Consider the following 24,074-nt stretch of genomic DNA (forward strand, 5'->3'; position numbering starts at 1 on the left):
TTGACGAAGGCATAGCGATCCCTTCGGCGCGACGGGGTCCGTCACGCCGTTGCGACCGCGAGGCCGAGGGCGATGCGGCTAGACGACTTGGCTAAGGAAGCGCTGGGTGCGCTCGTCCTTGGCGCGGGTGAACAATTCTTCCGGCGGACCGTGCTCGACGATCACGCCTCGGTCGGTGAAATACACGTGGTCCGCCACCTCCCGGGCAAAGCCCATTTCGTGGGTCACGAGGATGCAGGTCATGCCTTCGGCCGCGAGCTCCTTGATGGTGAGGAGCACTTCCTTGACCGTTTCCGGATCGAGCGCCGCCGTCACCTCGTCGAAGAGCATGACGTCGGGGCGCATGGCGAGGCTGCGGGCGATCGCCACGCGCTGCTGCTGGCCGCCGGAAAGATGGCCGGGATAGACGTCTTCCTTGCCGCTCAGGCGCACTTTCGCGATGAGGGCGCGGGCGCGCTCCTCCACCTCTTTCTTCGGCTCTTTGAGAACCTTCACCGGCGCCATCATGACGTTTTCGAGCGCCGTCTTGTGGGGGAAGAGATTGTACTGCTGGAAGACGATGCCGACCTTCTTGCGCAGTTCCAGGAGGTTGAGGTTGGGGTCGTTGACCTCCTGGCCTTCGACCTTGATCGAGCCCTGCTGGATGTTGTTGAGGCCGTTGATGCAGCGGATCAGCGTCGACTTGCCGGAACCCGACGGGCCGATGATGCACACGACCTCGCCCTGGCGGACATCGAAGCTGACGCCCTTCAAGACTTCGAGCTCGCCGAAGGATTTGTGAACGTCGTGCACCTCGACGAGCGGCATGTCCGGCGTCCAGGCCGGCGTATCCGCGCCAGACGCAGTTTTCTTAGGTCTCGACAGCATATTTTCGCTCGATCGCTCGGGTCCAAATCGAAATCGGGTAGATGTAGGCGAAGAAGAGAAGCAGCAGGAACAGATAGAACGGCACGAGGAGTTCCGGCCGGGCACCCGCCGCTTCCATCGCCGCCTGCGCATTCCCGACGGCTTCGCGCACGCCGAGAATGGAGGCCATCGGCGTCGCCATGGCGAGAAGCGCGTACCAGTTCATCCACGGCGGGATCGCCCGCTTCACGCACTGCGGCAGGATGATCCAGCGCAGCGTCTGGCCGCGGGTGAAGGCGAGGCTCTCCGCCGATTCCCACTGCCCGCGCGGGATGGAAACGATGGCGCCGCGCACGATCTCGCTGACATTCGCCATCACCGGCAGCGAGAAGGCGATCGTCGCCTTGATCCAGTCGGAGAGGATCAGGTTTCGCCCGCCCGGCAGCTCCACCTCGAAAGGGACGAGGAGCATGACGACGAAGAGGATGACGAGCCAGGGCGAGTTGCGGAAGAGATGCGTGATGATCCAGGCCGGCGCGCGCAGGAGGCGGCTGTGGCTGAGCTGCAGCATGCCGAGCGCGATCCCGAGAACCGTCGCGATCCCCATCGCCAGGAAGCTCATGACGAGGTTGAGGACGAAGCCTTTCAGAATAAAGGGCATCCACTCGATGAGCGTGGCGATTGCCGAGGGTGTCTGCGGCGCCGCGACGCCCTGAGCCTGTGCGGCGGCGAGGCTCGCGAGAAAGATGCCGAGAAGCAGGAGGCCCTGCCAGCCGCGGATCGCGCGACTGGGAAGGAACGACGACAGGGTTTCGGCGTCGATGCGGAAGGGGCGGACTGTCTTCATTGTCCATATCCCGGCAGCGCCAGATGTTTTTCGAGCCAGTGCAGGCCGGCGGCGATCAGGCTGACGATGATGACGTAGAAGAGGAACAGGACGAGCATCATCTCCGGCACGTTGATGTTGTCCGACCAGACCTGATTGAGCGTGTAGGTCATCTCCGGGACCGAGATCACGTAGGCGAGCGAGGTCGTCTTCGCGAGGCTGACGAGGTTGTTGGTGAGGGCCGGCAGGCTGATGCGGAAGGCGAGAGGCAGGGTGACATAGGCGTAGGTCTGCCAGCGTGAGAAGCACAGGCTTTCCGCGGCTTCCGCCGTCGATTTCGGCACCGCCTCGATGCCGGAGCGGAAGATCTCCACGTTGAAGGCGCCGCCGAAAATGCCGAGCGACAGGATCGCCCAGCTGAAGGAGGAGATGAGCGGCTCGTAATAGCCGCCCATATCGACCTGCGGCGTGAAGGCGCCGAGGCCGAAATAGAAAAACAGGAGCTGGATGAGGGGCGGCGTGTTGCGGAAGAGCTGGATGTAGCCGTTGACGACGCCCCTCAGGAGCCGTGAGCGCGAGGTTTGCACCCACGCGCCCAGAACCCCGATGACGAGGGAAAGCAGAATGGACCAGAAGATGAGCTGCAGCGAAATCGCGATTCCGGAGACGAAACGGTCGTATTCATAGCGATCGTAGAAAACGATGAAGTTGAGGCCGGTCTCGTCGTAGAGCCGCTGGAACAAAGGCGCGATGAGGCTGAACAAGCTTATGCCCTGCAATTAAAACTGACTTCCCCTGGTCTCGCTACGGGCGCTTATTGGCCGTCGAGGTAGCTTTCGTCCCATTCGAGACGCTTGTGCTGTTCGGCGAGCCAATCGGACGGCTTCACGCCCCACTTCTTTTCAAGCTCGAGGAGCTTGCCGTCGGCCTGCCAGCGATAGGCCATGCCGGTCATGAAGACGCCCCAGGGCTTGTCGAGCTCTTCGATCGGCACGGCGGAGGCCCAGGGATTGTTGAAGAGGACGGAGACGGGCATTTCGTAGCCGTCCCATTCGCCGGAGGCGAGGTCGGCCATGATGGAGGCGTCGTCATAGAGCCAGGCGACGCATTTGCCGGCTCGAAGGGCGGCCTTGCCTTCCGTATTGCCGGTGAAAGCGACGAGACGCGGCCCGTATTCGCGCTGAACCTGCTTGTTGTAATTGGCGCCCTGCTTGGCGCAGATCGGCTTGTCCTTGATGTCTTCCCAACTCGCAATGGCACCTTCCTTGGCCATCAAGGTCGGGCCGGAGGTCCAGTAGGCCGGCTCGATGATGCCGATGATCTTGCGGCGTTCGGCCGTGTCGTACATGCCGCCGATGATCACATCGATCTTGCCCTGCTGCAGGAACTGCATGCGGTTCGCGGAGGTGACGACGACCGGTTCGAGATCGACGCCGAGCGTATCGGCCACGCTCTTTGCGAGGTCGATTTCGATGCCTTCCTGGGTGCCGTCGGTCGAGGGGAACGACCAGGGCTTGAACGCCCCGAGCACGCCGACGCGGACCGTGCCGCGATCGAGGATTTCCTGCAGGCGGCCGTCAGCCGCCTGGGCCGGGGCCGTGGCGCCGAGGAAGGTCGCGCCCGCCAATGCGGCGAGGACGGGGAGGCCTAGGACTTTCGCTATCGATTTCATGGCTGCATGTCTCCGGTTGAGGCTGGCATTGCGGTCGATCGATCATTTGAGCGCTGACCGGTGCGAAACACCGTCCGCTGGTAGTTGAGGAAGCCCTCGACTTCTTCGGCTGTTCGTTCGGGCGTCCATTCGAGGAGATCGGCCACCGACCGGGCGGCCTCCTCCACATCTTCGCGTGCGAGATGGCGGCGCCAGGCAAGGGCCGTGCGCGTGTAAAGAATGCCTTTGAGGTCGCGCGCATGTTCGTGCGTGACGGCATGGCGGAAGGCGGCGCGTCGGGCGTTGCCGGCGGGTTCCGGCTGCGACAGCCGCGGCGAGGTCTCGGAGATCCGCCAGGGCGAAGCGGACTTGCCTTTGGCGTGGGGTGCGGGGCCGAGTGCCGCCTCCGCGCGTTTGCGCAGTACCCGGCCGGCGCTGCGATGCGACATCACCGGCCCGGCGGTCATGGCGAAGACGTTCGGCATGCCGTCCTGCCACAGGTCGTGGATCTCGCGCGAGCGGCGGCCCATCGGCAGCTCTTCATCGAAGGTGAGGGGCCTGACCCCTGCCCAGGTGAAGGCGATGTCGGCGCGGGTGAGGTTCAAGCCCGGCAGGAGATAATTGGCTTCGCCGAGAAGGAAATCGATCTCGTCGTCGGTTGCGGAAATATCCTTGGCGTCGCCGTCGAAGGGCGTTTCCGTCGGCCCGAAATAGAAGAAATCCTCATGCGAGGGCAGGGCGTAGAAGGGCATGCCCTGCCGGTGCATGGTGGCGATGCCGTAGCCCTGATACCTCTCAGGCAGGCGCACCATCATATGCGCCCCCTTGGTGCCGCGGATCAGCCGCTCGGGCCCTTCGCGCGGGGCGTCATGCGCGCCGGGAGCAGCCTCCGCATTAACCTCGTCGATCCAGGTGCCCGCCATGTTGAAGACGAGGCGGGCCTTTGCCGTCGCGACCGAGCCGTCCTTGGCTTCGAGCCGCAGGATCCAGCGTTTTGCCGCATCCCTCTCGACGAGCTCCGCGCGGCAGAAGTTCTTGACGACGGCGCCCTCCGCTTCCGCTTCGAGCGCGGCATCGACGCAGAAGCGTTCCGGCCAGTCGAAGACGTATTCGCGGTAGGTCGCCACGGCCTTGAGGCGGTCGAGATCGCGCAGATCGCCCGCAAAGGGCAGGTGCCGTTCGAAATCGCCGGTGATCTTGCGGTATTCGAGAGGCGGCGCGCCGGGGCCGATCCGCTCCAGGAGCCGGAGCCCGACATCGAGATGCCAGCTCTTCACCGGGCTTTCGGGATAGACCGGGAAGCACATTGTGAACGGTTTCACGCCGTCGGCTGCGGTCTCGGCGATCTCGTGGCGGGCCTCCATGCCGGCGCGCGCCATCCTCAAGGCCTGCACAAACCGCTGCGGATGCAGGCCGAAGGCCGCGACCGGGTTTTCGGCCTCGAAGTAACGCAGCCCGCAATGCAGCATCCGCGAAGAGCGGCTGCTCGCGCCGGCGGCGAAATCTTCCTTGTCGCAGAGAAGGACAGAATAACCCGCTTCGGTCAGTTCGCGAGCGGCACTTGCTCCGTTGATCCCGGCTCCGATGACAGCGACATCGCATTCAAGCCCGTCAAGGTTCGCAAGGGTGCTCGGCATATACTTCCCGGTGAGGCGACTTTCTGTCGCGACTATGTCGATAGCCTCGAAATGTTCAAAATTAAAAATATGCCGATGGTTATGCGCAAAAGGCATACCGAGAGCGGGATGCGGCGCCCGGGTCAGGACGGAACCTCGGCAAGCACTTTGTCCCGTTCCATTTTTGCCAGCTCGAGCATGCGCTCGACCGCCGGGGTTGCGGCACGAAATTGCGGCCGAAGAAGAGCCACGCTGAAAGGAATGGCCGGGCGGAAGGGGATGAGGCGGATGCGATCGTCGCGCTGCAGGATCGCCGTGTAGGGATCGATGACGGCAATGCCGAGGCCCTGTTTCACCATCTCATAAGCGGCGCCCGAGAGGCTCGTTTCGCACAGCGCCTCCACGCGCACCCCCGAAGTGATGAGTGCCTGATCGAGAAGATGGCGTGCCGCGACGAAGGGCGTCCAGTAGATGAGGGGCCCTTTGGCGAGATCGGTCGGCCCAAGACAGGAGCGATCCGCGAGATCGTGGTCGCTCGGCACCGCCGCCACATAGGGGGAATCTGAGAAGATCTCGGTATCGAAGCCGGTTCGACGAACCGGCATCTCGGCAAAGCCGAAATCGACCTGCTGGCCGGCCGCCCATTCCTCCACGGTGGGTGACATGCGGATGGCGAGGCTGACGCGGGTGCCGGGCCGCTCGTCGCGGAATCTTGCGATGACGCGCGGCATGAAGCTGAGCCCGAGGGCGGGAAGGATGGCGAGGTTGACCTGGTCGCCCTGGCCCTTGGCGAGCCGGGTCGCCAGCGCCTGCAAGGAATCGAGCGAGACATAGGCGCGCTCGACCTCGTCGAGCAGCCGGCGCGCCTGCGGCATCGGCATGATCAGGCCCTTGCGGCGTTCAAAGAGGGTGAGGCCGAGATCCGCCTCCAGCCGGTCCAGCATGCGGCTCACCGCCGGCTGGCTGCGCCCCAGAACTTCGGCGGCGCCGCTGACGGTGCCGGTCATCATGACGGCGCGGAAAGCTGCGAGCTGTTGAAGGTTCAAGGCTGCCTCGCTTCAGGTGAGGTCGATCCGGCAGAACAGAAAGTCGGCAATTCTCTCATCATCGAGGTCGACGCCGAAGCCCGGTCGGTCGTCGACGGGGAGGCGGCCGTTTTGGACCCGTGGCTCGAGCGGGTCTTGCAGCACTTCCACATAGCCGGGCACTCGCGCCCAATAGGGGAAATGCTCCTGGACGTAAAAACTCGGGATCGATGCGCTGAAATGCGCACCGATCGCTGTCGACAGCGAGCTGGCGCAGATATGCGGCTGGACCTTGAGGCCATAGGCTTCCGCCATCGCGGCGATCTTGCGAGCCTCCCAGATGCCGCCCGTATTGCCGAGGTCGGGCTGCAGGATGGCGACGCTGCGGCTTTCCAGGAGATCGCGAAAACCCTGGCGGCCATAGAGGCGCTCGCCGACGGCGATCGGCTGCGACACGCGATCCGAGATGAGCTTGAGCGCGTTCAAATCGTCGGGTTCGGTCGGTTCTTCGACGAAGGCCACGTCGTATTTTTCGATCTCGTGGCAGAAGCGGATCGCATCGAAGGGCGTGAGGCCGGCGGAGAGATCGAGCAGCAATTCAACATCCGTCCCGACCGCTTCGCGTACTGCAGCGACGAGGGCGACACCGCGCTTGACGAGATCGGGATCGGCACTGCCGCGCAGGGAGGGATGGCGGAGGCGTCCGTCGTCGAGGATTTCTGCGAAGGGATAAAATTTTAGGCTGGAATAGCCGTCAGCGACGGTTCGCTCGGCGGCCGCGGGCAGTTCCCGATCCGAGCTGCAGCCGAAATACCAGCCATTGGCATAGGTTCTCAGCGTGTCGCGCATCCGCCCGCCCAGGAGCTCGTAGACAGGAACGTCGAGGCTGCGTGCCTTGATGTCGATGAGAGCCTGTTCGATGGCGCTCAATCCCGCATGCAGGATCGGCCCGCCGCCCTTCGCCCAGAAACTGAAATCCTTGATGCTCGCAGCGATGCTTTCGGTGCGATAGGGATCGACGCCCCCACGTAGAAAGCGCTCGGCGAGCTCCTGCAGCATTGCCGCGGCGGCCTTGGCGCCGACACCATAGGCGACGGCAGCTTCTCCGAGGCCGACCACACCGCTGTCGGTCGTCAGGCGCAGCAGCACCGGATTGATACCGCCGCTTTTGAGCGCGAAGATTTCAGCAGACTTCAAAAACATGATCGCAGGTGCCGCTCTGTTGTGGATGGCATTGCGGTCAGTCTCTGTTGTGATCGATCGTTTGGCCAGTCTCTTATTTGACTAAAAGAACAATCGTGGGATTGCCTTCAAGGGTCTGTTAGCATTTGCGCGTCATGCGGGTCCGGCTTCGGAACGGGGCAGCGTGAAGCGAACCTCGAAACCCGCAGGCTTACCGGGGATCGGCGAGGCGAAGGCGAGCTCGCCGCCGCCGCGCTCGGCGATGGTGCGCACGATGGCAAGGCCGAGGCCGCTGCCATCCTTCTTGTCGCTGGCGCGCGCAAAGCGGGTCGTGAGCCGGGCGAGATCCTCTTCCGCCACCGGCGGGCAGGCATTGGCGACCGCCAGGATGCCGGCCTGCGACAGCGCGATATCGACCGGTTCGCCCGTGCGCCCGTGCTTCAGAGCGTTTTCGATGAGGTTGCGGCAGAGAATGCCGAAAGCGTCGCGTTCGAGGTCGGACAGGACCGGCTCGTCCGGCATCTCAAGATGCAGGCGGGGTGCTGCGCCGATGCGGGCGAAATCGTCCACGACGAGCTTCAGGATCGGCCGCATATCGGCGGGGGTGTCGGTGCGCAGTCTGGCGCCCTCGGCACGTGCGAGCTGCATGAGTTTTTCCGACAGGAGATTGAGCCGCTTCAGCGTCGTCTCGATCTCCTTCGCACGCTCGGCAGCACTCGCGTCCTCGGTTTCGGCGCGCAGCCTTTGGGCCTGCGCGATCGCGCCAGCGACCGGCGTGCGCAATTCATGCGCCGCGTTGGCGGCGAAACTCCGTTCCGCCTCGAAGGCGGCCCGCAGCCTGTCGAGAAGCTGGTTCATGCCCTGAACGATCGGTTCAAGCTCGCTCGGCAGGCCGCGATCCGAAAGCGCTGCAAGATTGCGGGCGCCGCGTTGCGCGAGATCGGCGCGCAGCCGCCGGACAGGCCGCAGGCTGGTGCGCACGGCAAAGAAGATCGCCGCAAGGCTGAGCGGGATGACGATGACGAGCGGCAGCCCGAGCGAGAGAAGCATCTCGCGCGCCATGGCGGTCCGGTGGGAGAGGGGTTCGGCAACCGCAATCGTCAGCCCGTCGCGACCGGCCGCATCGTAGTAAAGGCGGTGCGTCGCCGTCTGTCGGAACCCCTCGCGGGTGAAGGGAGGAAAGGCCTCCTTGTCGGCATTGGCCGAGCGCAGCACCGTCTCGCCCTTCCGGTCGCGCACAACCCAGGTGAAGAAGCGGTCGTCCTTGTGCAGCCGGGCGATGCGCTCCGCTCGTGCCGGTCCGCCACGGCGATCACGACGCTCGTCGTCTCGGGATTCCTCGTCACGCCGATGTTCGCGGCGGCTGTGCATGGCGAGCGGCAGAATGCGCTGGGCCGCGTCCTTCAGCGCCGCGTCGAAGAGCCCGTCCATTTCGTGACGGAGCTTTTCGGCCGTGAAGCTTGCCGCCGCGAGCCACAGGATCGTGACGGCGAGACCGAGCGCGAGCGCGAGGCGAAGCTGAAGGGAGCGCGGCGCGGTCATGGATGGCCGAGACGGTAGCCGAGGCCGCGTTCGGTCTCGATGATGTCGCGGCCGAGCTTCTTGCGCAGGCGGCTGACATGCACCTCGATGGCGTTGCTGTCGACCGTATCGTCGAAGGAATAAAGCCGCTCTTCCAGCTGGGCCTTGGACAGGAGCTGGCCCGGACGCTGCACAAAAGCTTCAAACAGCGCCCATTCGCGGGCCGTCAGCGCCACGGCCTTGCCGTCGCGGTGGATGCTGCGGGCGGCGAGGTCGATGTCGAGCGGCCCGAGCGTCACGATGGGATTGGGATTTCCCGAATAGCGCCGAGCGACGGAGCCGATCCGCGCGGAAAGTTCGTCGAGATCGAACGGCTTGACGATGTAATCGTCGGCGCCGGCATTGAGCCCGTCGATGCGGTCGGAAATCTGGTCGAGCGCAGTCAGGATGATGACGGGCGTGACGGCCCCGCTCGTGCGCAGGTTCTTGAGAAATGGCACGCCGCGCCCGTCCGGCAGCATGAGGTCGAGGAGGATGAGATCGAAGATTCCGGCGGAAAGCGTGTCGCGGGCGTCGTCGAGGCGTGTGACCCAGTCGACGGAATGGCCGTCGGCCTTGATCTGATCTCGCACCGCGGCCCCGAGAACCGTGTCGTCCTCGATGAGAAGGACGCGCATTCCAATCCACCTTTTGTTTTGCTTCCGACGTTCTGCGTGATCTGCCTGACAGGAAGCTGACGGCATTTTCTCTGCGCCGTCAGCGCGTGATCAGACGGCGCGCCGATCTTCATGACATCAACAACGTCATGGAGAAAGAAATGACATCCAGAAAGACCCTTCTCGCCGGCGTGCTTGCGGCCGCCACCTTGTTCGTCCCCGCGGCAAGCATGGCTGCATCGCCAGACGGCGCTTCGCCGGTCGCGATGCAGCAGACGGCCAACCGCAATGGCGATTGCAGCCCGCGTTCCGATTGGGGCCGCTCCAACCAGCAATATCGCTCCCACGCCTATCAGAAGCACGGAAAGCACGGCGGCCAGGCCCGCCCACGCAACGATGCCCGCAATGGCATGTGCGACGGCAGCGTCTGCAGCCGCAATTTCGATCGCGCGAGGCCGGGCAATTCTCAGCAGGGCATGAACGGTCGCAACAATGACCAGCGGCCCCGCTTCGATCGCCGTGATGACCGCCGCGGCGACCGGCGGCCGGGCTACGACCGCCGCGATGATCGCCGTTTCGAGCGCTGGGACGACCGCCGGCCGTCCGCTCCGCAGGCCCCGAACGGTGGCGCATCGCCGAGCAGCTATTTCGGCAAGATCTGATCCGCTTCACTGAAGGCGGATTGAAAAAGGGCCCGGCGCAGATCGCGTCGGGCCCTCATCGTTTGGGGGGTGAGGCGAAAGCGGCGTCAGCTCGCCGGCGTCAGAAGGGCGCCGATCGCCCGCATCTCGTTGGCCCCGCTCTTGGAAATCGCCTCGGCAATCGGCTGGTTGGGATCTGAGATCTCGACGCCGGCTGCGCGCAACCGGGCCGCCACGTCCTCGCCCGTCATGCCAAGAAGCGGCGCGACGGCATCGGCCGAATTCGTCAGGATCTGATGCGAAAAGGCGAAGGGCGGAGGGCCTTTGCGCGTCTCGCCGCTCGTCGGCATGAGGAAGGGCAGAGAAATGAGCAGCGAGACGGCAAGGGCGATCACCATGGGCGAGCGCTTGAAGTAATTCGTCAGCGGCCGCCAGTTTTTCCAGAGGTGCAGGACGAAGGGCAGGATGAGCACCATGCTCAGCCATTCGTGCATCCCGTGAAAGCCGCTCGGGCCGACATGGAAGAAGAGGGCGATGCCTGACACCAGGGAAACGATGAAAAGCCCCGTGATGAAGGGCGTCGCATAACGGTTGATGAGGGAGGGCATTGAAATCTCCTGACAGGACCGGGCCGGCTTGGGCCCATGTCTCTCGTTTGGGTGTCTTCGCTTCGGCGCCGCGCTGCGGTGTCCCGCGCGGGCGTCTGTCAGGAGCGATGCGCCCCCTGCCTTACGATGAGCTGACGGAGGCAGGCGGAGACTGTCAGGAAGCGATCAGTCGGGGCGCGGCAAATTGCCGGCGATGGCAGCGTCGAGACAATCGGCGCTGACCGTGTCGCCTAGCGGGCCGGATAGAAGATGGCGCAGGGCGCATAGGCTTTCGGAAGCTCGATCTCTCCCGGCATCTCCCGCCCGCCTGTGATCGCCTCCGCCTGAAGCTCCGTGCGGACGCCTTCCGGCTCGCGCATGGTCGATGCGGTGGAGCGAGCATAGACTTCCATGCGGCCGACCGATATCAGGATGATGCGGTCGGCGGAGCCTTCCCGGATTTCTTGGCCGGCCTCGGCGAGGACCCGCTGCCACGGCTCTCCTTCCAGCTCCTGAAGCCGCTTTTGCAGTGCCTGATCCTTCGTGCGGACGAAGACGCGGGCGACGGGGCTGCCGAAACCGAGCTCGAAAGCGAGCGCGTCGCGATCGCCTTCGCGAATGGCGCCCTGGTCGGGTCCGGCGGCATTGAGCGTCACGCCCGCGGGCGGTTGCAGCCTGCCGCGGGGCAGCGCCATCACGATGGCTTTGCCTTCCTCAAAGGCGAAGGCGCGCAGTTTCTCCGGCAGCCGCAGGCGCATCGCGCCCGCCTGTGTGGCGACAGTGAGGGCGTTCTTGACCTCGGGCTGTTCGCCGGCTCCGATCGCGAATTCGCCGAAGGCACCATCGATGCCGAAGACCCATCGACCTTTTCCCGGACGCAGCGTGTCGCGCATGAACCGTGCGATCTCCTCCTCGTCCCAGTCGAGGCGGGCGATCTTGATGCCGAGATCGGCGCGACGCGCTGGCAGAACCGCGGTGATCTTGCGCAAGAGATCGTCGGGCGCGCGGCTCCAGATGGCGATCTCGTCGCTCGTCCGCGCGCAGCCACGACAAAAGCCGCTGTCTGAATCGATCTCGCAGACCCCGGTGCACGGACTGACCGGGCGGCGCGAGGAGGCGCTGGGTGAAAGGTCGGGAGTTCCTTGAGGGTTGTTCATTCTTATCCTTCGTCAAACGGCCCTGGGGGGAACGGGCCTTCAGGAATCGAGGGTCCGCCGTTGCTGCGCGCCATTGAGAGGCACGATACGGCCGTGCCCGTTGGCGATCAGGGGCGGGGCGAGGCGGTCCGTCTTCAAATCATGCGATGGGTGTGAGGCTTTCTGCCAGGGCACGATGAAACGCCCACCCGCATGGATGCCGGTCAAGGCGCGCACACCGTAGCATTGGGCGAGGATGTCGTCGGTGAGAACATCCTGCGGCGCGCCTTCGGCCGCGACCCGGCCGCGATCGAGGAGCACGAGACGGTCGCAGAACCGCGAGGCGAGGGTGAGGTCGTGCAGCACGACGACGATGCCGGTGCCGCGGTCTCGGGTCCTGCGCAGGAGTTCCATGACATTGAGCTGATGCAGGGGGTCGAGCGCATCGACGGGTTCGTCGGCGAGAAGCGTCTCCGCCTCGACGGCGAGCGCGCGGGCGAGGAGAACCCGGGCGCGTTCGCCGCCGGAGAGCGTCTGCACGTTGCGCTCCGCGAACTGGGCGATGCCGGCCGTCTCCATTGCGGCGCGGATGGCTCTGTCATCGGCGTGCTTGTCGTGCGCGGCGAAGAGGCCGGAATAGGGCAGGCGGCCGAGAGCGACGACCTTTTCGACGGAGAGAGGCCAGTCGACGGTGGCATCCTGCTTCAGATAGGCGAGGCGGCGCGCCAGGCTGCGTCGCGGCACGGATGCGGCGGGCTTGCCGTCGTAGAAGACCTGACCGAGTTCCGGTTTGCGCAGACCGGCGATGACCTCGAGCAAGGTCGATTTGCCGGCGCCGTTCGGGCCGATGAGCCCGACCACTTCGCCGGCGCGCGCGACGAAGTCGACACTCTGCAGGATCGTCGCCTCGCCTCTTTTCACGCCGATGCCGGAGGCTGAGATGATCATCTGAGGTCTCCACGCATGCGCCAGACGAGCGAGAACAGGAAGGGTGCTCCGATAACGGCCGTGACGACGCCGAGTTTCAGTTCCGGCTGCGTCGGGATGAGACGCACGGCGATGTCGGCGGAAAGCGTCAGGATCGCGCCGCCGAGCGCGCTTGCCGGCAGAAGCAGGCTCGGGCGGTAGGCGACGAAGGGGCGCAAGAGATGTGGCACGACGAGACCGACGAAGCCGATCGTGCCGCTGACGGCGACGGCGCCGCCGACGGCGAGGGCCACCCCGCCGACGAGGAGGGCCCGCGTGATGCGCAGATCGAAGCCGAGGCTCGTGGCCGTATCCTCGCCGAGCGCCAGGGCATCGAGCGCCCGCGACGTCAAGAAGAGCGCGATGCAGCCGGCGAGGATCGGCGGGAGCGCGATGGCGACATGCGTCAGGCTGCGATCGGCGAAGGAGCCCATCAGCCAGAACATGATTTCGGTGGCCGCGAAGGGATTGGGCGACAGGTTGAGAACGAGCGAGACGAGGGCGCCGGCGAGACTGTTGACCGCAATGCCGGCGAGGATGAGCGTCGCCGTGTTGGCGTTCCGCCCGGCGACGGCGAAGAGGAGAAGGCCGGCGGCAAGGGCCGCCACGATCCCGCCGATGGGCAGAAGCAGCGAGGAGACGGCGGAAAGCCCGGAATAGAAGATGACGACGGCGCCGAAGGCGGCGGCCCCTGAAATGCCGATGATGCCGGGCTCGGCGAGCGGATTGCGCAAGAACGCCTGCATCACGGCGCCGGCAAGACCGAGCGCGAAGCCGACGAAGAGCCCGAGAAGGGCCCGCGGCAGCCGGATTTCTATAAGGACGAGGGCGCCGAGATCGTCCTTTCCGGAGAGCGCGCTGTTGAGCGCGGCGCCGAAATCGAAGGGGCCGTAGCCGATGGCAAGCGACAGGACGAAGGCGACGAGAAGCATGAGCGACAGGACGCCGAGGAGCCTGCGGTAGCCGGCCGCCGACCTGGTGGCTTGAAGCGCGATCTCACTCATTGCCGCGCCCTCGCTTTGTCGGCCGCCTGGCGCAAGACCTCGACCGCCTTGAAGATGTCCGGTCCTCCGCACATCCACAGACGCTGCGGGACGGAAACGATCTCCATCGGCCGCGGCATGCGCGAGAGGACCGGATGGTGCAGGATCTCGTTGGCGACGGCCGGCGCGTCACGATAATCGCCGACGACGAGCACGTCGGGCGACAGGGCCACGAGTTTTTCGAGCGGCAACCGGCTGTAGCTTTCAAGCCCTTTTTCGGCGGCGAGATTTTCAAGGCCGGCGAGCGAGATGAGGACGTTGATGATCGAGCCGGCGCCGACCGTATAGCCGTTCGGTTCGTAGACGATCGCCGACGGGCGCTCGGAGGCCGGAACCTCTTCGGTCGCAAGCCGCGCCTCCATCTCCCGCACCAACGCCTCCGCCCGCGCCTCCTGGCCGAGCTCGGCGCCGACGCGGCGGATCTGGGCCTCGATGTCGGGAAGCGAGCGCGGCACGTCGAGTTCCACGACATCGACGCCGATCCGCTTCAACAGATCGACGGTGACGCGCTTCGTATAGCGCCCGGCAAAGACCATGTCGGGTTTGTAGCGCATCACCTCCTCGGCGAGGCCGCGATTGCGCGGAAACGCGCGGGCCTCCTCGGCGAGGTTCGACATGGAGGCGTCGCGCGAGAAATAGCTGAGTGAGGCGATCTGATCGGGATCTGCAAGCCGCATCAGAAGCTGATCGGCACACAGATTGATCGAGACGATGTGCTGCGGCCTCGCCGCCGCCGGAGGAGCATCGGCGACGGCGAGGACCGCAACGGCTGCCAGACAATACGTGAGCCAAGGCCCAGGCATTAGAATGTCAGCCGAACTCCGGCATAGGCGCTGACGCCTTCCCGGTCATAACCCCACTGATCATAGGCCTTTTCGTCGAGGAGGTTCTCCACGCGCCCGTAGATCTGGGTGTTGTCGGTGATGTCGTAGGAGGCGGCGACATCTACGAGCGTGTAGGGATCGAGGGTGAGCGTCTCGCGGTTCACGTAAAGGGCGTCGGTCCACACCCAGTCCTTCTGCTCGCCGTTGTAATCGACCGACACGTTGACGTTGGCGCGGCCCTGAAGGAAGGCGTAATTGACGACGAGACTGGCGACGTTCTGCGGCCGGCGGATCAATTCGTCGCCGGTCGGGTCCTCGCCGTCCGTATAGGTGTAGGAGCCTGTCACCGTCAGATTGTCGATCGGCTCCACCGTCAGGGCGACTTCCACGCCATCGATCTTGGATTCTCCCGGCTGGTTGATCGAGGACTGGCCCGAGCCGGTGATGAGGTCGGAGATCTCCTGATTGAAATAGGTGACGTCGAGCGAGGCGCGGTTCGCCCAGAAGGCCTGCGTGACGCCGACGTCGAAACCCTTCGCCTCTTCCGGCTCGAGATCCGGATTGCCGCGATAGGTGTTGGTGTAGCCGTAGAGTTCGAAGAGCGTCGGGTTCTTCACGCCGGTGCCGTAGGAGGCGTGGAGCTTGGTGCCGGTCTGGCGGAAATTGTAGGCGCCGGTCAGCCGGTAGGTGGTGGCATCCTCGAAGACGTCGTTCAGGTCGTGGCGGAGGCCCGCCGTCAGCGACAGGTCCTCAAACAGGCTCAGCTGATACTGGCCGATGAAACCCGTCGAGGTGATGGAACGATCGAAGGACGACCAGGCGCTGTCGGAGACGGCGCTGTCTTCACCCCGCTCGACCCCAAAGGTGAGCGTATGCCCGGCATTGGCGATGGCGGGCGTATCGAACATGAAGGTCGAGCGGTAATCGAACTGCAGCCGCTCGCCTTCGTAAGTGCTGGTCACCGTGGTCGGGTCGAGATCGCGATAATCGCGGTTCTGATCGGTATAGGAGATGCCGGCGAGCTGTTCCCAATGACCGTCGAGGAGCGTCACCTTCGCCTGGGCGCGGGTGAAAAGCTGGTCGCCCTTCATGTCCTGATTGGAATCGAGCGGGCCGGTATGGCCGACGGAGGGCAGAAACCCTTCCGAATCGAGATCGGTGCGCAGGCGCGTGTAGCGTGCAACGCCTGAAAGGTTCAGCCAGTCGGTGACGTCGACGCCGCCCTTGGCGAAGAGGGTGCCGTTTTCGTAGCCGTCGTCTTCCCTGTTGCCGAGGCGTTCATCGGCGACCGAGACGCCGTCGGTGCGTACGCCGGAGGCGCCGGCGAGAAAATCGTAATTGGCGCCGGCCGTGCCAATGGTGGCGTTGCCGCTCAGCGTCTTGTGCGAACCGGCTTCGAGGCGGCCCGTCAGATGCGTGCCGGGTTCGGCGCGCCGGGTAATGATGTTGACGACGCCGCCGATCGCATCGGAGCCGTAGAGCGCGCTCTGCGGCCCGCGCAGCACCTCGATGCGCTCTATGTTGTCCGCAAGAAGATGCGCGAAATCGAATTCCGAACCGCGCGCCGGGTCGTTGACGGGGATGCCGTCGACGAAGATCTTGGTCTGGTTGCCTTCAGAGCCGCGGATCCGAAGCTGCGTGAACTGGCCGCGTGGGCCGGCCGCGTTGACGATCACACCCGGCACCTGGCGCAGTGCTTCCGTCGCGTCGTGGATGTTCTGCTGTTTCAGCTCCTCGCCGGTGATGACGGTCACGGCGCTGCCGACCTCCGTGAGCGGCGTCGCCGTCAGGTTCGCCGTGACGGAGAGTTCGGGGAGTTCGATGACGTCATCGTCCTGCGCGGCGGCCGGAGAGATGCCGGCGGCGACGAAAAAGCCGGCACAAACGGCGACGAAGCGTTGCGGCGGAACGCCTTCACGCGAGGGGCGGGAGAAAAACACGGGACGACCTCAAGGGCGGCGCACGGCCGGTTGGCACATCACCGCGATCGAGGACGCTTCATGGGCGCGTGCGCATGAAGTCTACCCCATCGGCACACCCCGACCGACGTGACCGCGCGTGACCACGGTTGACGGCAGGTCTCCTGACTTGCGGGTCATGATCGCGTCGCCGCCTTCCCGGTACCCTCGGGGCCAGTGGCATTGTGACGAGCGATTCACCGCTCACAGTTGCGGGGACAGTCGCGGATTTGAGCATCGCCCGCACCGCGTTCCCTTTTGAGCCTCCAAAGAGGCACCGTCGAAAGGACGGGACCACGATCGCGACCGTCGCGTCAAGATGAATCGCAGGCGCATGGGCTTGATTGGAAGTCGCTTTCGCTTTTGGCGGCGGCGGATGAAGCTTGCCGATGGCGCCCAGCGGCGCGGCCTCCTGCGAGAATGGATGGCTCTGGGAGAGGGGCAAAAGGCCGCAGAGGCGGGGCGCACACGGGGCCTTCGCCGGGTTTCGTGGGGCTTCCCATAGGTCGGGCGGATAGATTGGGCCTCAGAGGTTGCGCCTGAGCGATCGGCAGAAAGTCCGCCTTGACGGTGTGCGCTGCGGTGCGCTTGAGGCGGGAAGGTGCTCAGGCCCTGCGCCCCTTGGGCGAGGTTTGCGCGCCTTCTGCGGCGCCGGCGAGGCAGGGCAGCTTAAGCGCTTGGGATGGGGAGGTCTCGACATGGTCATCGCAGCAGAACATTTGCGTGCTGAAACGGCGGGGAGCGCGCAATGAACGCGCCGGAGAAAAGCCCGGAGAACGTGTTGGGGCGTCCCGCCAACGGCTTTACCCGACTGATCGACTTCGTCTTTCCCGGCGACGCCAATCACCATGGCACGCTCTTCGGCGGCATCGGCCTTGCGCATATGGACAAGGTCGCCTTCCTCGTCGCCTCGCGTTACGCGCATGTCGACTTCGTCACCGCGTCCTGCGAGCGCATCGATTTTCACGTCCCAGCGCATGTCGGGGAAATCGTCGAGCTGACGGGAAAGGTCGTTCGCGTCGGCCGCCGTTCGCTCGGCGTCGAGGTCGATCTCTTCGCCGAGGCGCCGCTGTCCGGCGAACGGCGCCTGTCGACGCGGGGCATCTTCAATATGGTGGCTGCTGATACGCTGGAGCGATATGGCGGCGCGCTGCCACCCCTGTCGGACGAACCCGAGATGCCGGTGTCTGAAAGCGGCTCCTGCGAAATCGTCTTTCCCGATCAGACGAGCCATTACGGCAGCCTCTATGGCGGCCACGTCCTTGCCGCGATGGGCAAATCCGCGTTCGTCGCAGCGACCCGACATTGCCGAAAAATCGTCGTCATGGCCGCCTCGCAACGCGTCGATTTCATGGATCAGGTCGTCGCCGGCGAGATGATCGAGCTCAACCCCTCGATCGTGGCGACCGGGCGCTCCTCGATGACCGTCGAGGTGACGATGATTGCCGAGGCGCTCCTGTCGGAAAACCGCCGGCTGTGCGGCAAGGGGACGTTCGTGATGGTCGCCGTCGACGAGGCCCACCGCCCGGTTGCGATCGCCTGAGCGCTTTTTGGGATTTAATGGGGGGCCGTCGGTCGGATGAAGCGAGGCGGGCGCGAGCCTCAGTCGTTTCACGGCGCCCGATCCACGAGCGCACCCTGCCGTCAATAGGCGACCACGAGGGGGATTCTCGTTCTTCAGCCCGCGATCCGGGCGCAGATCTGGCGCTGCGGTCCTGGGCCTTTCGGGGCGCGGCGGGTCCGCATCACTTGGCGAGGCCTTTCATCCGCCCCCAATGCGATCGGTTGACGGCAAACGGTTGCGGGCTCGTTTTTCGATCGGGTCGCGGCTATTCCTGGGCCATAGTGTCGGACAGACGGCGCCAATGGCGGGCGGTATGGAACGGATCACCATCACTCTCGAAGAAGACCTCCTCAAGGAGATCGACGCTTTGAGCGAAGAGCGCGGCTATCAAAGCCGCTCCGAGGCGTTGCGCGACATGGCCCGCGAGGTTCTGGCGCGCGAGGCGACCGAATCGGGAGAGCCACTCGGCAACGACCAGCTCTGCTACGGCTCACTCACCTATGTGTACGATCACGCGATCCGCGACCTGCCGAACCGGCTTACGGACAATCATCACGCGCATCATGCGCTGTCGATCGCCACGACGCATGTGCACATCAATGCACAGAACTGCCTCGAGGTGTCGCTTCTCGCCGGCACTGCGGGGGATTTGCGCAAATTTGCCGACAGTGTCAGCAGCCAGCGGGGCGTGCGCTACGGCAAACTCCACATCATCCCGCTGATCGGACGGCTGAGCGGCCCCCTGACGGGAGCCTTGGCGGCTGGAGGGGACGCTTCCCCGCATTCCGGCGGGTCTCACGATGACCACGAGCATTGAGCGGCCTTTTCGCCGCTAACACCATTCCGCCCACGTGAAGACTGAGATCGAAACGGCGGAGGGGGGAAGCCGCATGGGCGGTCGTTTGACCCTGCGAAACGCCATGCTTTTTTTCGGGGACCCGCAGGGCAGGGTCCCTGCCGGCGGGGTTGACACGTAGGGGAAGTATGAGGGTACTGAAATAGTTCATACTCCGTCCTTTCTCCCCCAAGGCCGATGTTTAAAACTCTCCGCGTGATCGCGTTCTGTGTGGGCGCAGCCCTTTCACTCGTGCCGCATGCGTCGGCCTCAGCCGGTGCGACCCTCACCTTTTCGTGGCCGGTCAATGTCGGCTGGCTCAACCCGCATCTTTATTCCCCGAACCAGATGTTCGCGCAGAACATGGTCTACGAGCCGCTGGTGCGCTACCGCGCCGACGGCACGCTGGAGCCGTGCCTGGCGCAATCCTGGCAATCTTCGGACGACGGCAAGACCTATACGTTCAAGCTGCGCAAAGGCGTGACCTTCTCCGACGGAGAGGTGTTCGATGCGGCGGCGGCCAAGGCCAATTTCGACGCCATTCTGGCCAATCGATCGCGCCACGCCTGGCTCGAGCTCGCCAACCAGATCGTTTCCGTCGAGGCCGTCGACAGCGACACGCTCAAACTGACGCTGAAGGACAGCTATTACCCGCTGCTGCAGGAGCTCGCGCTGCCGCGTCCCTTCCGTTTCATCGCACCTTCCATGTTCAAGGACGGCGGCACGAAGGACGGCATTCTCGAGCCTATCGGAACCGGCCCCTGGAAGCTTCAGGAAACCCGCCTCGGCGAGCGGGACGTGTTCGTGCGAAACGACAGCTATTGGGGTGAAAAACCGGCTTACGAGAAAATCGTCGTGAAGGTGATCTCCGATCCGAACACGCGGGCGATCGCCTTCGAGACCGGCGAGATCGATCTGATTTACGGCGTCGATGGGCCGATCACCCCCGATACCTTCGAGCGCTTTCGGCAGATGGGCATCTACACGACGGAGCTCTCCGAGCCCTACGAAACCAAGATGCTGGCGCTCAACACCAATCGCGGCGCGACGCGCGACCTCGCCGTACGCAAGGCGATCAATCACGCCGTCGACAAGGACAAGATGATCTCCACGGTGCTGTACGATACGCAGCTCCGCGCCGACACGCTCTTCGCTCCCAACGTTCCCTATGCCGATATCGGCCTGAAGCCGTACCTCTTCGATCCGGAAGAGGCGAAAAGGCTGCTCGAAGAGGATGGCTGGCACGCCGAAAGCGACAGGGCGATCCGCGAGAAGGACGGCGAGCCCTTGGCGATCGAGCTCTGCTTTCCGGGAACGGATGCCGTAGCGAAATCCATGGCAGAAATCATCCAGGGCGATCTTCGCAAGGTCGGCATCGACGTCAAGCTGACGGGCGAGGAAGAAAGCAGCATCTATGCGCGCCAGCGCGACGGCCGCTTCGGGATGATCTTCAACATGACCTGGGGCGCGCCCTACGATCCGCATGCGTTCGTGAGCTCCATGCGCATCCCCTCGCATGCCGATTACGAGGCGCAGCAAGGCCTCGCCGATAAGGCGAAGATCGACGCCGAAATCGGCGAGGTCCTCGTCTCGACGGATGAAAAAGCCCGCCAGGAGCTTTATCGCGACATCTTCACCCGCCTGCACGAAGAGGCCGTCTATCTGCCCCTGACCTATGTCACGGCGATTGCCGTGGCGAAGCCGGAAGTCGGCGACGTGCCTTTCGGCGCCTTGTCGAGCGAGATCCCCTTCGATCGTCTCAAGCCGCAGGAGAATTGATCTCCATGGCGGGTTTCATCCTGAAGCGGGTTCTGCTGCTTGTCCCGATGCTGTTCGGCGCCTCGCTCGTCATCTTCCTGCTCTTGAGGCTCGGGCCGAGCGATCCGGCGATGGATTATCTGCGGCTTTCGAAAGTGCCGCCGACGCCCCAGGCGCTCGAAGACGTGCGCCAGATGCTGGGTCTCGATCAGCCGATTTTCGTTCAGTATTTCGACTGGTTGAACAACGCCTTGCACCTCGATTTCGGCGTCTCCTTCGCGACGCAGCGGCCGGTTCTGCCGGACCTTCTGCACTACCTGCCGGCGACGCTTCAGCTTGCCGGCGTGGCGCTCGCCCTGACCCTCGTCATCTCGATCCCCCTCGGCGTCTGGGCGGCGCGCTACCGCGAGCGCTGGCCCGACCAGGCCGTGAGGCTTCTCGCCTTCGTCGGCGTCTCGATGCCGAATTTCTGGCTCGGCTTCCTGCTGGTGCTCTTGTTTTCGGTGGAGCTCGGTTGGCTGCCGTCCATGGGCCGCGGCGGCGTCTCGCACATCGTCATGCCGGCCATCGCCATTTCCTTCATGTCGCTCGCGATCAACGCGCGCTTGCTGCGTGCGAGCATGCTGGAAGTCGCGGGCCAGAGGCATGTGCGCTACGCAAGGCTGCGGGGGCTTTCTGAGCGAAAGGTCGAGCGCTCCCACATCCTCCGCAACGCCTGGCTGCCGATCATCACGGCGATCGGCATGCATATCGGCGAGATGCTCGGCGGCACCTTGATCATCGAGAGCATTTTCGGCTGGCCGGGTGTCGGGCGCTATGCCGTGTCCGCCGTCCTCAACCGGGATTATCCGGTCATCCAGTGCTTTACGCTGATGATGGTGGTGATTTTCGTCGTCTGCAATCTGATCGTCGACATCGTCTATGCCGTCGCCGATCCGCGCATCCGGCTGTCCTCCGAGGGCGTCAAATGACCGACATGGCTCTTCCCATGAAGGCCGCGCGCTGGCGCGCCTGGGGCGGACGGACAACGGTGCGTCTCGCCCTCGCCATCGTCGTGGTGCTTGTCTTTGCGGCCGTCTTCGGCCCGTGGATTTCGCCTTACGATCCGAACCAGGTGGAGCTGGGCGACCGGCTGATGTCGCCGGACATGGCCCATTGGCTCGGAACCGACCATCTCGGCCGGGACATTCTTTCCAGGCTGATCGCGGGCACGCGCGTCTCGCTCGGATCGGTCGCGGTGTCGCTTGCCATCATCCTCGTCCTCGGCATCACGATCGGCGGGGCCTCCGGCTTCATCGGCGGCCGCATCGATCAGGTGATCATGCGCATCACCGACGTTTTTCTGACGTTTCCGACGCTCGTCCTGGCGCTGTTCATGATCGGCATGCTGGGCACCGGTCTCGTCAATGTCGTCATCGCCATCGCGCTCTCGCATTGGGCCTGGTACGCGCGCATCGTCCGCGGCATCGTGCTGTCGCTGCGCCATCGCGAGTTCCTCATGGCCGCGCGCCTCGCCGGGGCGAGCCGCACGCGCAGCTTCGTCGAGCATCTTCTGCCGGCGACGCTGTCGCAGCTCCTCGTGCTCGCGACCTTGGATATCGGCCACATGATGCTGCACGTCGCGGGCCTGTCGTTTCTGGGCCTCGGCGTGACGGCACCCACCGCCGAATGGGGCGTGATGATCAGCGATGCCCGCCAGTTCGTGTGGACCGCGCCGATGCTGATCTTCTGGCCGGGATTTGCGCTTTTCATCAGCGTCATGGCCTTCAACATTCTGGGCGATGTCTTGCGCGACCGTCTCGATCCGCATTTGAGGGCCGAGCATTGTCACTGACACCGAAGCATTTCACGCTCGAAAATCTGACGATCGCGACCGGCGCCGAAAACTTCCACCTGCTCGTCGACGATCTCTCCTTGGAGATGACGCGCGGGCGTGTGCTTGCGCTCGTCGGCGCGAGCGGTTCCGGAAAGTCGCTGAGCTGCTCGGCGGCGCTCGGGGTTTTGCCGCCGGGCGTCGCACGGATCGGCGGGCGGATTTTGGTCGATGGCGAGGTTCGCCCCGCCGAGAGGTTGCGGGGGCGAACGGTCGCCACGATCATGCAGAACCCGCGCAGCGCCTTCAATCCGGTCAAGACCATGCGCGAGCATGTCATGGAGACGCTGACGGCGATCGGCCGATCGCGCCGCGATGCGGAGGGAAAGATCGAAGCCGCCTTGCGCGAGGTGGGGCTCGACGAGCCGGAGGCCGTTCTCGGCCTATACCCGTTCGAGATGAGCGGCGGGATGCTGCAGCGGATGATGATCGCCATCGCGCTTTTGAGCGAGGCGCCGTTTCTCGTCGCCGACGAGCCGACGACGGATCTCGACGTGGTCGTGCAGATGCGCATCCTCGCTCTGCTGGAAGGGCTCGTGCGCGAGCACGATCTCGGCGTTCTCCTCGTTACGCACGATATGGGCGTCGTCGCCCGGCTTGCCGACGATGTCGCCGTTCTCGACCATGGCCGCCTGGTCGAGACGGCCTCTGTCGATGAGATCTTCCACCGGCCGAAGCATCCCGTGACGCGCATGCTCGTCGGGGCGCATCTCGCGCGCTACGGAATGGAGCTGGCCGAATGAGCCTTCTGCGCGCCGAGAATGTCGCAAAGCATTACCAGACCTACTCGCTCGTCGGGGCGAGTGCCTCGCGCATGGCGCTCGACGGGGTCTCGCTGTCGATCGAAGAAGGCGAGACCGTCGGCCTTCTCGGGCGCAGCGGCTGCGGCAAGAGCACGCTCGCCCGTCTCTTGTGCGGGCTGGAGCAGCCCGGTCGCGGCCAGGTCTTCTACCGCGGCGATGATCTGCGGCATCTCACGCGGGCGCAAAGGCGCGCCTTTCGCCGCGACGTTCAGATGGTCTTTCAGGATTCCGTCAGTGCCGTCGATCCGCGCTTCGACATGCGCGCCATCATCGCCGAGCCGCTTCGCCATCTGACGGATCTCGACGCGCGGGCCCGCGACGCACGCATCGGCGAATTGCTGGAGATGGTGGAGCTTCCGACCTCCATCGCCGGCATGCTGCCGTCACAAGTGAGCGGCGGGCAGTTGCAGCGCGTCTGCATCGCGCGTGCGCTGGCGCCGCGGCCGAAGCTGATCATCCTCGACGAGGCCGTTTCCGACCTCGACGTCCATCTTCAGGCCTCGGCGATCGCGCTGCTTGCAAAACTCCAGGAAAGCGAGGGGATCGCCTATCTCTTCGTCACGCATGATCTGCGGCTGACGGAGAGATTTGCCGAACGCGTGGTCGTCATGGACGAGGGCCGGGTCGTCGAAGAAGTGCCGACCGGCTCGCTCGCCGCGCTCACGCATCCGGCGTCTCTGCTTCTGAAGGACGCCGTGCTGCCGCCTTTGCCGGAAAGGCGCGCCGCCGCGCAATGACAGCCGGCCCGATCGAGCGGGCCGGC

General features: G+C 64.7%; 23 protein-coding genes and 1 riboswitch. Of the genes, 8 read left to right on the top strand and 15 right to left on the bottom strand.

Going from position 1 to position 24,074, the window contains the following annotated elements:
* Positions 1-78 precede the first annotated feature (78 nt).
* The 9 genes from EO094_RS10495 to EO094_RS10535 all read right to left on the bottom strand — a co-directional run bounded on the left by EO094_RS10495 (position 79) and on the right by EO094_RS10535 (position 9,344).
* On the bottom strand, positions 79-867 hold the full coding sequence (locus EO094_RS10495; RefSeq protein WP_128292250.1) for an amino acid ABC transporter ATP-binding protein: 789 nt from the start codon (positions 865-867) through the stop codon (positions 79-81).
* Positions 851-1,693, bottom strand: a complete 843-nt coding sequence (locus tag EO094_RS10500; RefSeq protein ID WP_128292251.1) for an amino acid ABC transporter permease — start codon at positions 1,691-1,693, stop codon at positions 851-853. Before EO094_RS10500 ends, EO094_RS10495 begins: the two co-directional genes overlap by 17 nt.
* Entirely contained in the window at positions 1,690-2,436 is a 747-nt protein-coding gene (locus EO094_RS10505; RefSeq protein ID WP_128292252.1) for an amino acid ABC transporter permease, read from the bottom strand. Before EO094_RS10505 ends, EO094_RS10500 begins: the two co-directional genes overlap by 4 nt.
* A gap of 50 nt (positions 2,437-2,486) precedes the next feature.
* Positions 2,487-3,344 carry a transporter substrate-binding domain-containing protein gene (locus tag EO094_RS10510; RefSeq protein ID WP_128292253.1) on the bottom strand — a complete coding sequence of 286 codons (858 nt, stop codon included), beginning with the start codon at positions 3,342-3,344 and terminating at the stop codon, positions 2,487-2,489.
* Positions 3,341-4,960 carry an FAD-dependent oxidoreductase gene (locus tag EO094_RS10515; RefSeq protein ID WP_128292254.1) on the bottom strand — a complete coding sequence of 540 codons (1,620 nt, stop codon included), beginning with the start codon at positions 4,958-4,960 and terminating at the stop codon, positions 3,341-3,343. The genes EO094_RS10510 and EO094_RS10515 overlap by 4 nt, the downstream gene beginning before the upstream one ends.
* Before the next feature lie 122 nt (positions 4,961-5,082).
* Positions 5,083-5,985, bottom strand: coding sequence for a LysR substrate-binding domain-containing protein (locus EO094_RS10520; protein WP_128292255.1), 903 nt, complete (start codon positions 5,983-5,985; stop codon positions 5,083-5,085).
* 12 nt (positions 5,986-5,997) lie between these two features.
* On the bottom strand, positions 5,998-7,167 hold the full coding sequence (locus tag EO094_RS10525; RefSeq protein ID WP_128292256.1) for a mandelate racemase/muconate lactonizing enzyme family protein: 1,170 nt from the start codon (positions 7,165-7,167) through the stop codon (positions 5,998-6,000).
* A gap of 132 nt (positions 7,168-7,299) precedes the next feature.
* Positions 7,300-8,688, bottom strand: coding sequence for a sensor histidine kinase (locus EO094_RS10530; RefSeq protein ID WP_128292257.1), 1,389 nt, complete (start codon positions 8,686-8,688; stop codon positions 7,300-7,302).
* Positions 8,685-9,344 (bottom strand): response regulator transcription factor, encoded by a 660-nt coding sequence (locus EO094_RS10535; protein WP_128292258.1) that lies wholly within the window; start codon positions 9,342-9,344, stop codon positions 8,685-8,687. Before EO094_RS10535 ends, EO094_RS10530 begins: the two co-directional genes overlap by 4 nt.
* Positions 9,345-9,484: 140 nt before the next feature.
* On the opposite strand from EO094_RS10535, the gene EO094_RS10540 reads away from it, so the two are divergent.
* Positions 9,485-9,985 (top strand): hypothetical protein, encoded by a 501-nt coding sequence (locus EO094_RS10540; RefSeq protein ID WP_128292259.1) that lies wholly within the window; start codon positions 9,485-9,487, stop codon positions 9,983-9,985.
* Positions 9,986-10,071: 86 nt separating this feature from the next.
* Here EO094_RS10540 and EO094_RS10545 read toward each other — a convergent pair whose 3' ends face one another.
* The 6 genes from EO094_RS10545 to EO094_RS10570 all read right to left on the bottom strand — a co-directional run bounded on the left by EO094_RS10545 (position 10,072) and on the right by EO094_RS10570 (position 16,460).
* Entirely contained in the window at positions 10,072-10,572 is a 501-nt protein-coding gene (locus tag EO094_RS10545) for a DUF4405 domain-containing protein (RefSeq protein WP_128292260.1), read from the bottom strand.
* Between the two features lie 230 nt (positions 10,573-10,802).
* Positions 10,803-11,708 carry a DUF1289 domain-containing protein gene (locus tag EO094_RS10550; protein ID WP_128292261.1) on the bottom strand — a complete coding sequence of 302 codons (906 nt, stop codon included), beginning with the start codon at positions 11,706-11,708 and terminating at the stop codon, positions 10,803-10,805.
* Between the two features lie 39 nt (positions 11,709-11,747).
* Positions 11,748-12,635, bottom strand: coding sequence for an ABC transporter ATP-binding protein (locus EO094_RS10555; protein ID WP_128292262.1), 888 nt, complete (start codon positions 12,633-12,635; stop codon positions 11,748-11,750).
* Positions 12,632-13,657 (bottom strand): FecCD family ABC transporter permease, encoded by a 1,026-nt coding sequence (locus EO094_RS10560; protein WP_128292263.1) that lies wholly within the window; start codon positions 13,655-13,657, stop codon positions 12,632-12,634. Before EO094_RS10560 ends, EO094_RS10555 begins: the two co-directional genes overlap by 4 nt.
* Positions 13,654-14,499 carry an ABC transporter substrate-binding protein gene (locus EO094_RS10565; protein WP_128292264.1) on the bottom strand — a complete coding sequence of 282 codons (846 nt, stop codon included), beginning with the start codon at positions 14,497-14,499 and terminating at the stop codon, positions 13,654-13,656. The genes EO094_RS10560 and EO094_RS10565 overlap by 4 nt, the downstream gene beginning before the upstream one ends.
* Positions 14,499-16,460, bottom strand: coding sequence for a TonB-dependent receptor plug domain-containing protein (locus EO094_RS10570; protein ID WP_128292265.1), 1,962 nt, complete (start codon positions 16,458-16,460; stop codon positions 14,499-14,501). The genes EO094_RS10565 and EO094_RS10570 overlap by 1 nt, the downstream gene beginning before the upstream one ends.
* A gap of 116 nt (positions 16,461-16,576) precedes the next feature.
* Positions 16,577-16,775: riboswitch (cobalamin riboswitch) on the bottom strand.
* Between the two features lie 451 nt (positions 16,776-17,226).
* On the opposite strand from EO094_RS10570, the gene EO094_RS10575 reads away from it, so the two are divergent.
* The 7 genes from EO094_RS10575 (at position 17,227) to nikE (ending at position 24,048) form a co-directional block, all read left to right on the top strand.
* On the top strand, positions 17,227-18,021 hold the full coding sequence (locus EO094_RS10575) for an acyl-CoA thioesterase (RefSeq protein WP_128292266.1): 795 nt from the start codon (positions 17,227-17,229) through the stop codon (positions 18,019-18,021).
* A gap of 334 nt (positions 18,022-18,355) precedes the next feature.
* On the top strand, positions 18,356-18,859 hold the full coding sequence (gene nikR, locus EO094_RS10580) for a nickel-responsive transcriptional regulator NikR (protein WP_128292267.1): 504 nt from the start codon (positions 18,356-18,358) through the stop codon (positions 18,857-18,859).
* 216 nt (positions 18,860-19,075) lie between these two features.
* A complete protein-coding gene (gene nikA / locus EO094_RS10585) occupies positions 19,076-20,656 on the top strand; it encodes a nickel ABC transporter substrate-binding protein (RefSeq protein ID WP_128292268.1) in 1,581 nt (526 codons plus the stop codon).
* 5 nt (positions 20,657-20,661) lie between these two features.
* Positions 20,662-21,606 carry a nickel ABC transporter permease subunit NikB gene (nikB, locus tag EO094_RS10590; RefSeq protein WP_128292269.1) on the top strand — a complete coding sequence of 315 codons (945 nt, stop codon included), beginning with the start codon at positions 20,662-20,664 and terminating at the stop codon, positions 21,604-21,606.
* A gap of 5 nt (positions 21,607-21,611) precedes the next feature.
* Positions 21,612-22,469: a nickel ABC transporter permease subunit NikC gene (gene nikC / locus EO094_RS10595; RefSeq protein WP_246008521.1), complete on the top strand. Its 858-nt coding sequence runs from the start codon at positions 21,612-21,614 to the stop codon at positions 22,467-22,469.
* On the top strand, positions 22,466-23,251 hold the full coding sequence (nikD, locus tag EO094_RS10600) for a nickel import ATP-binding protein NikD (RefSeq protein WP_128293287.1): 786 nt from the start codon (positions 22,466-22,468) through the stop codon (positions 23,249-23,251). The genes nikC and nikD overlap by 4 nt, the downstream gene beginning before the upstream one ends.
* Positions 23,248-24,048 (top strand): nickel import ATP-binding protein NikE, encoded by an 801-nt coding sequence (gene nikE, locus EO094_RS10605; RefSeq protein ID WP_128292271.1) that lies wholly within the window; start codon positions 23,248-23,250, stop codon positions 24,046-24,048. The genes nikD and nikE overlap by 4 nt, the downstream gene beginning before the upstream one ends.
* Positions 24,049-24,074 lie beyond the last annotated feature (26 nt).

This window comes from Afifella aestuarii (assembly GCF_004023665.1).
Classification (GTDB): Bacteria; Pseudomonadota; Alphaproteobacteria; order Rhizobiales; family Afifellaceae; genus Afifella; species Afifella aestuarii.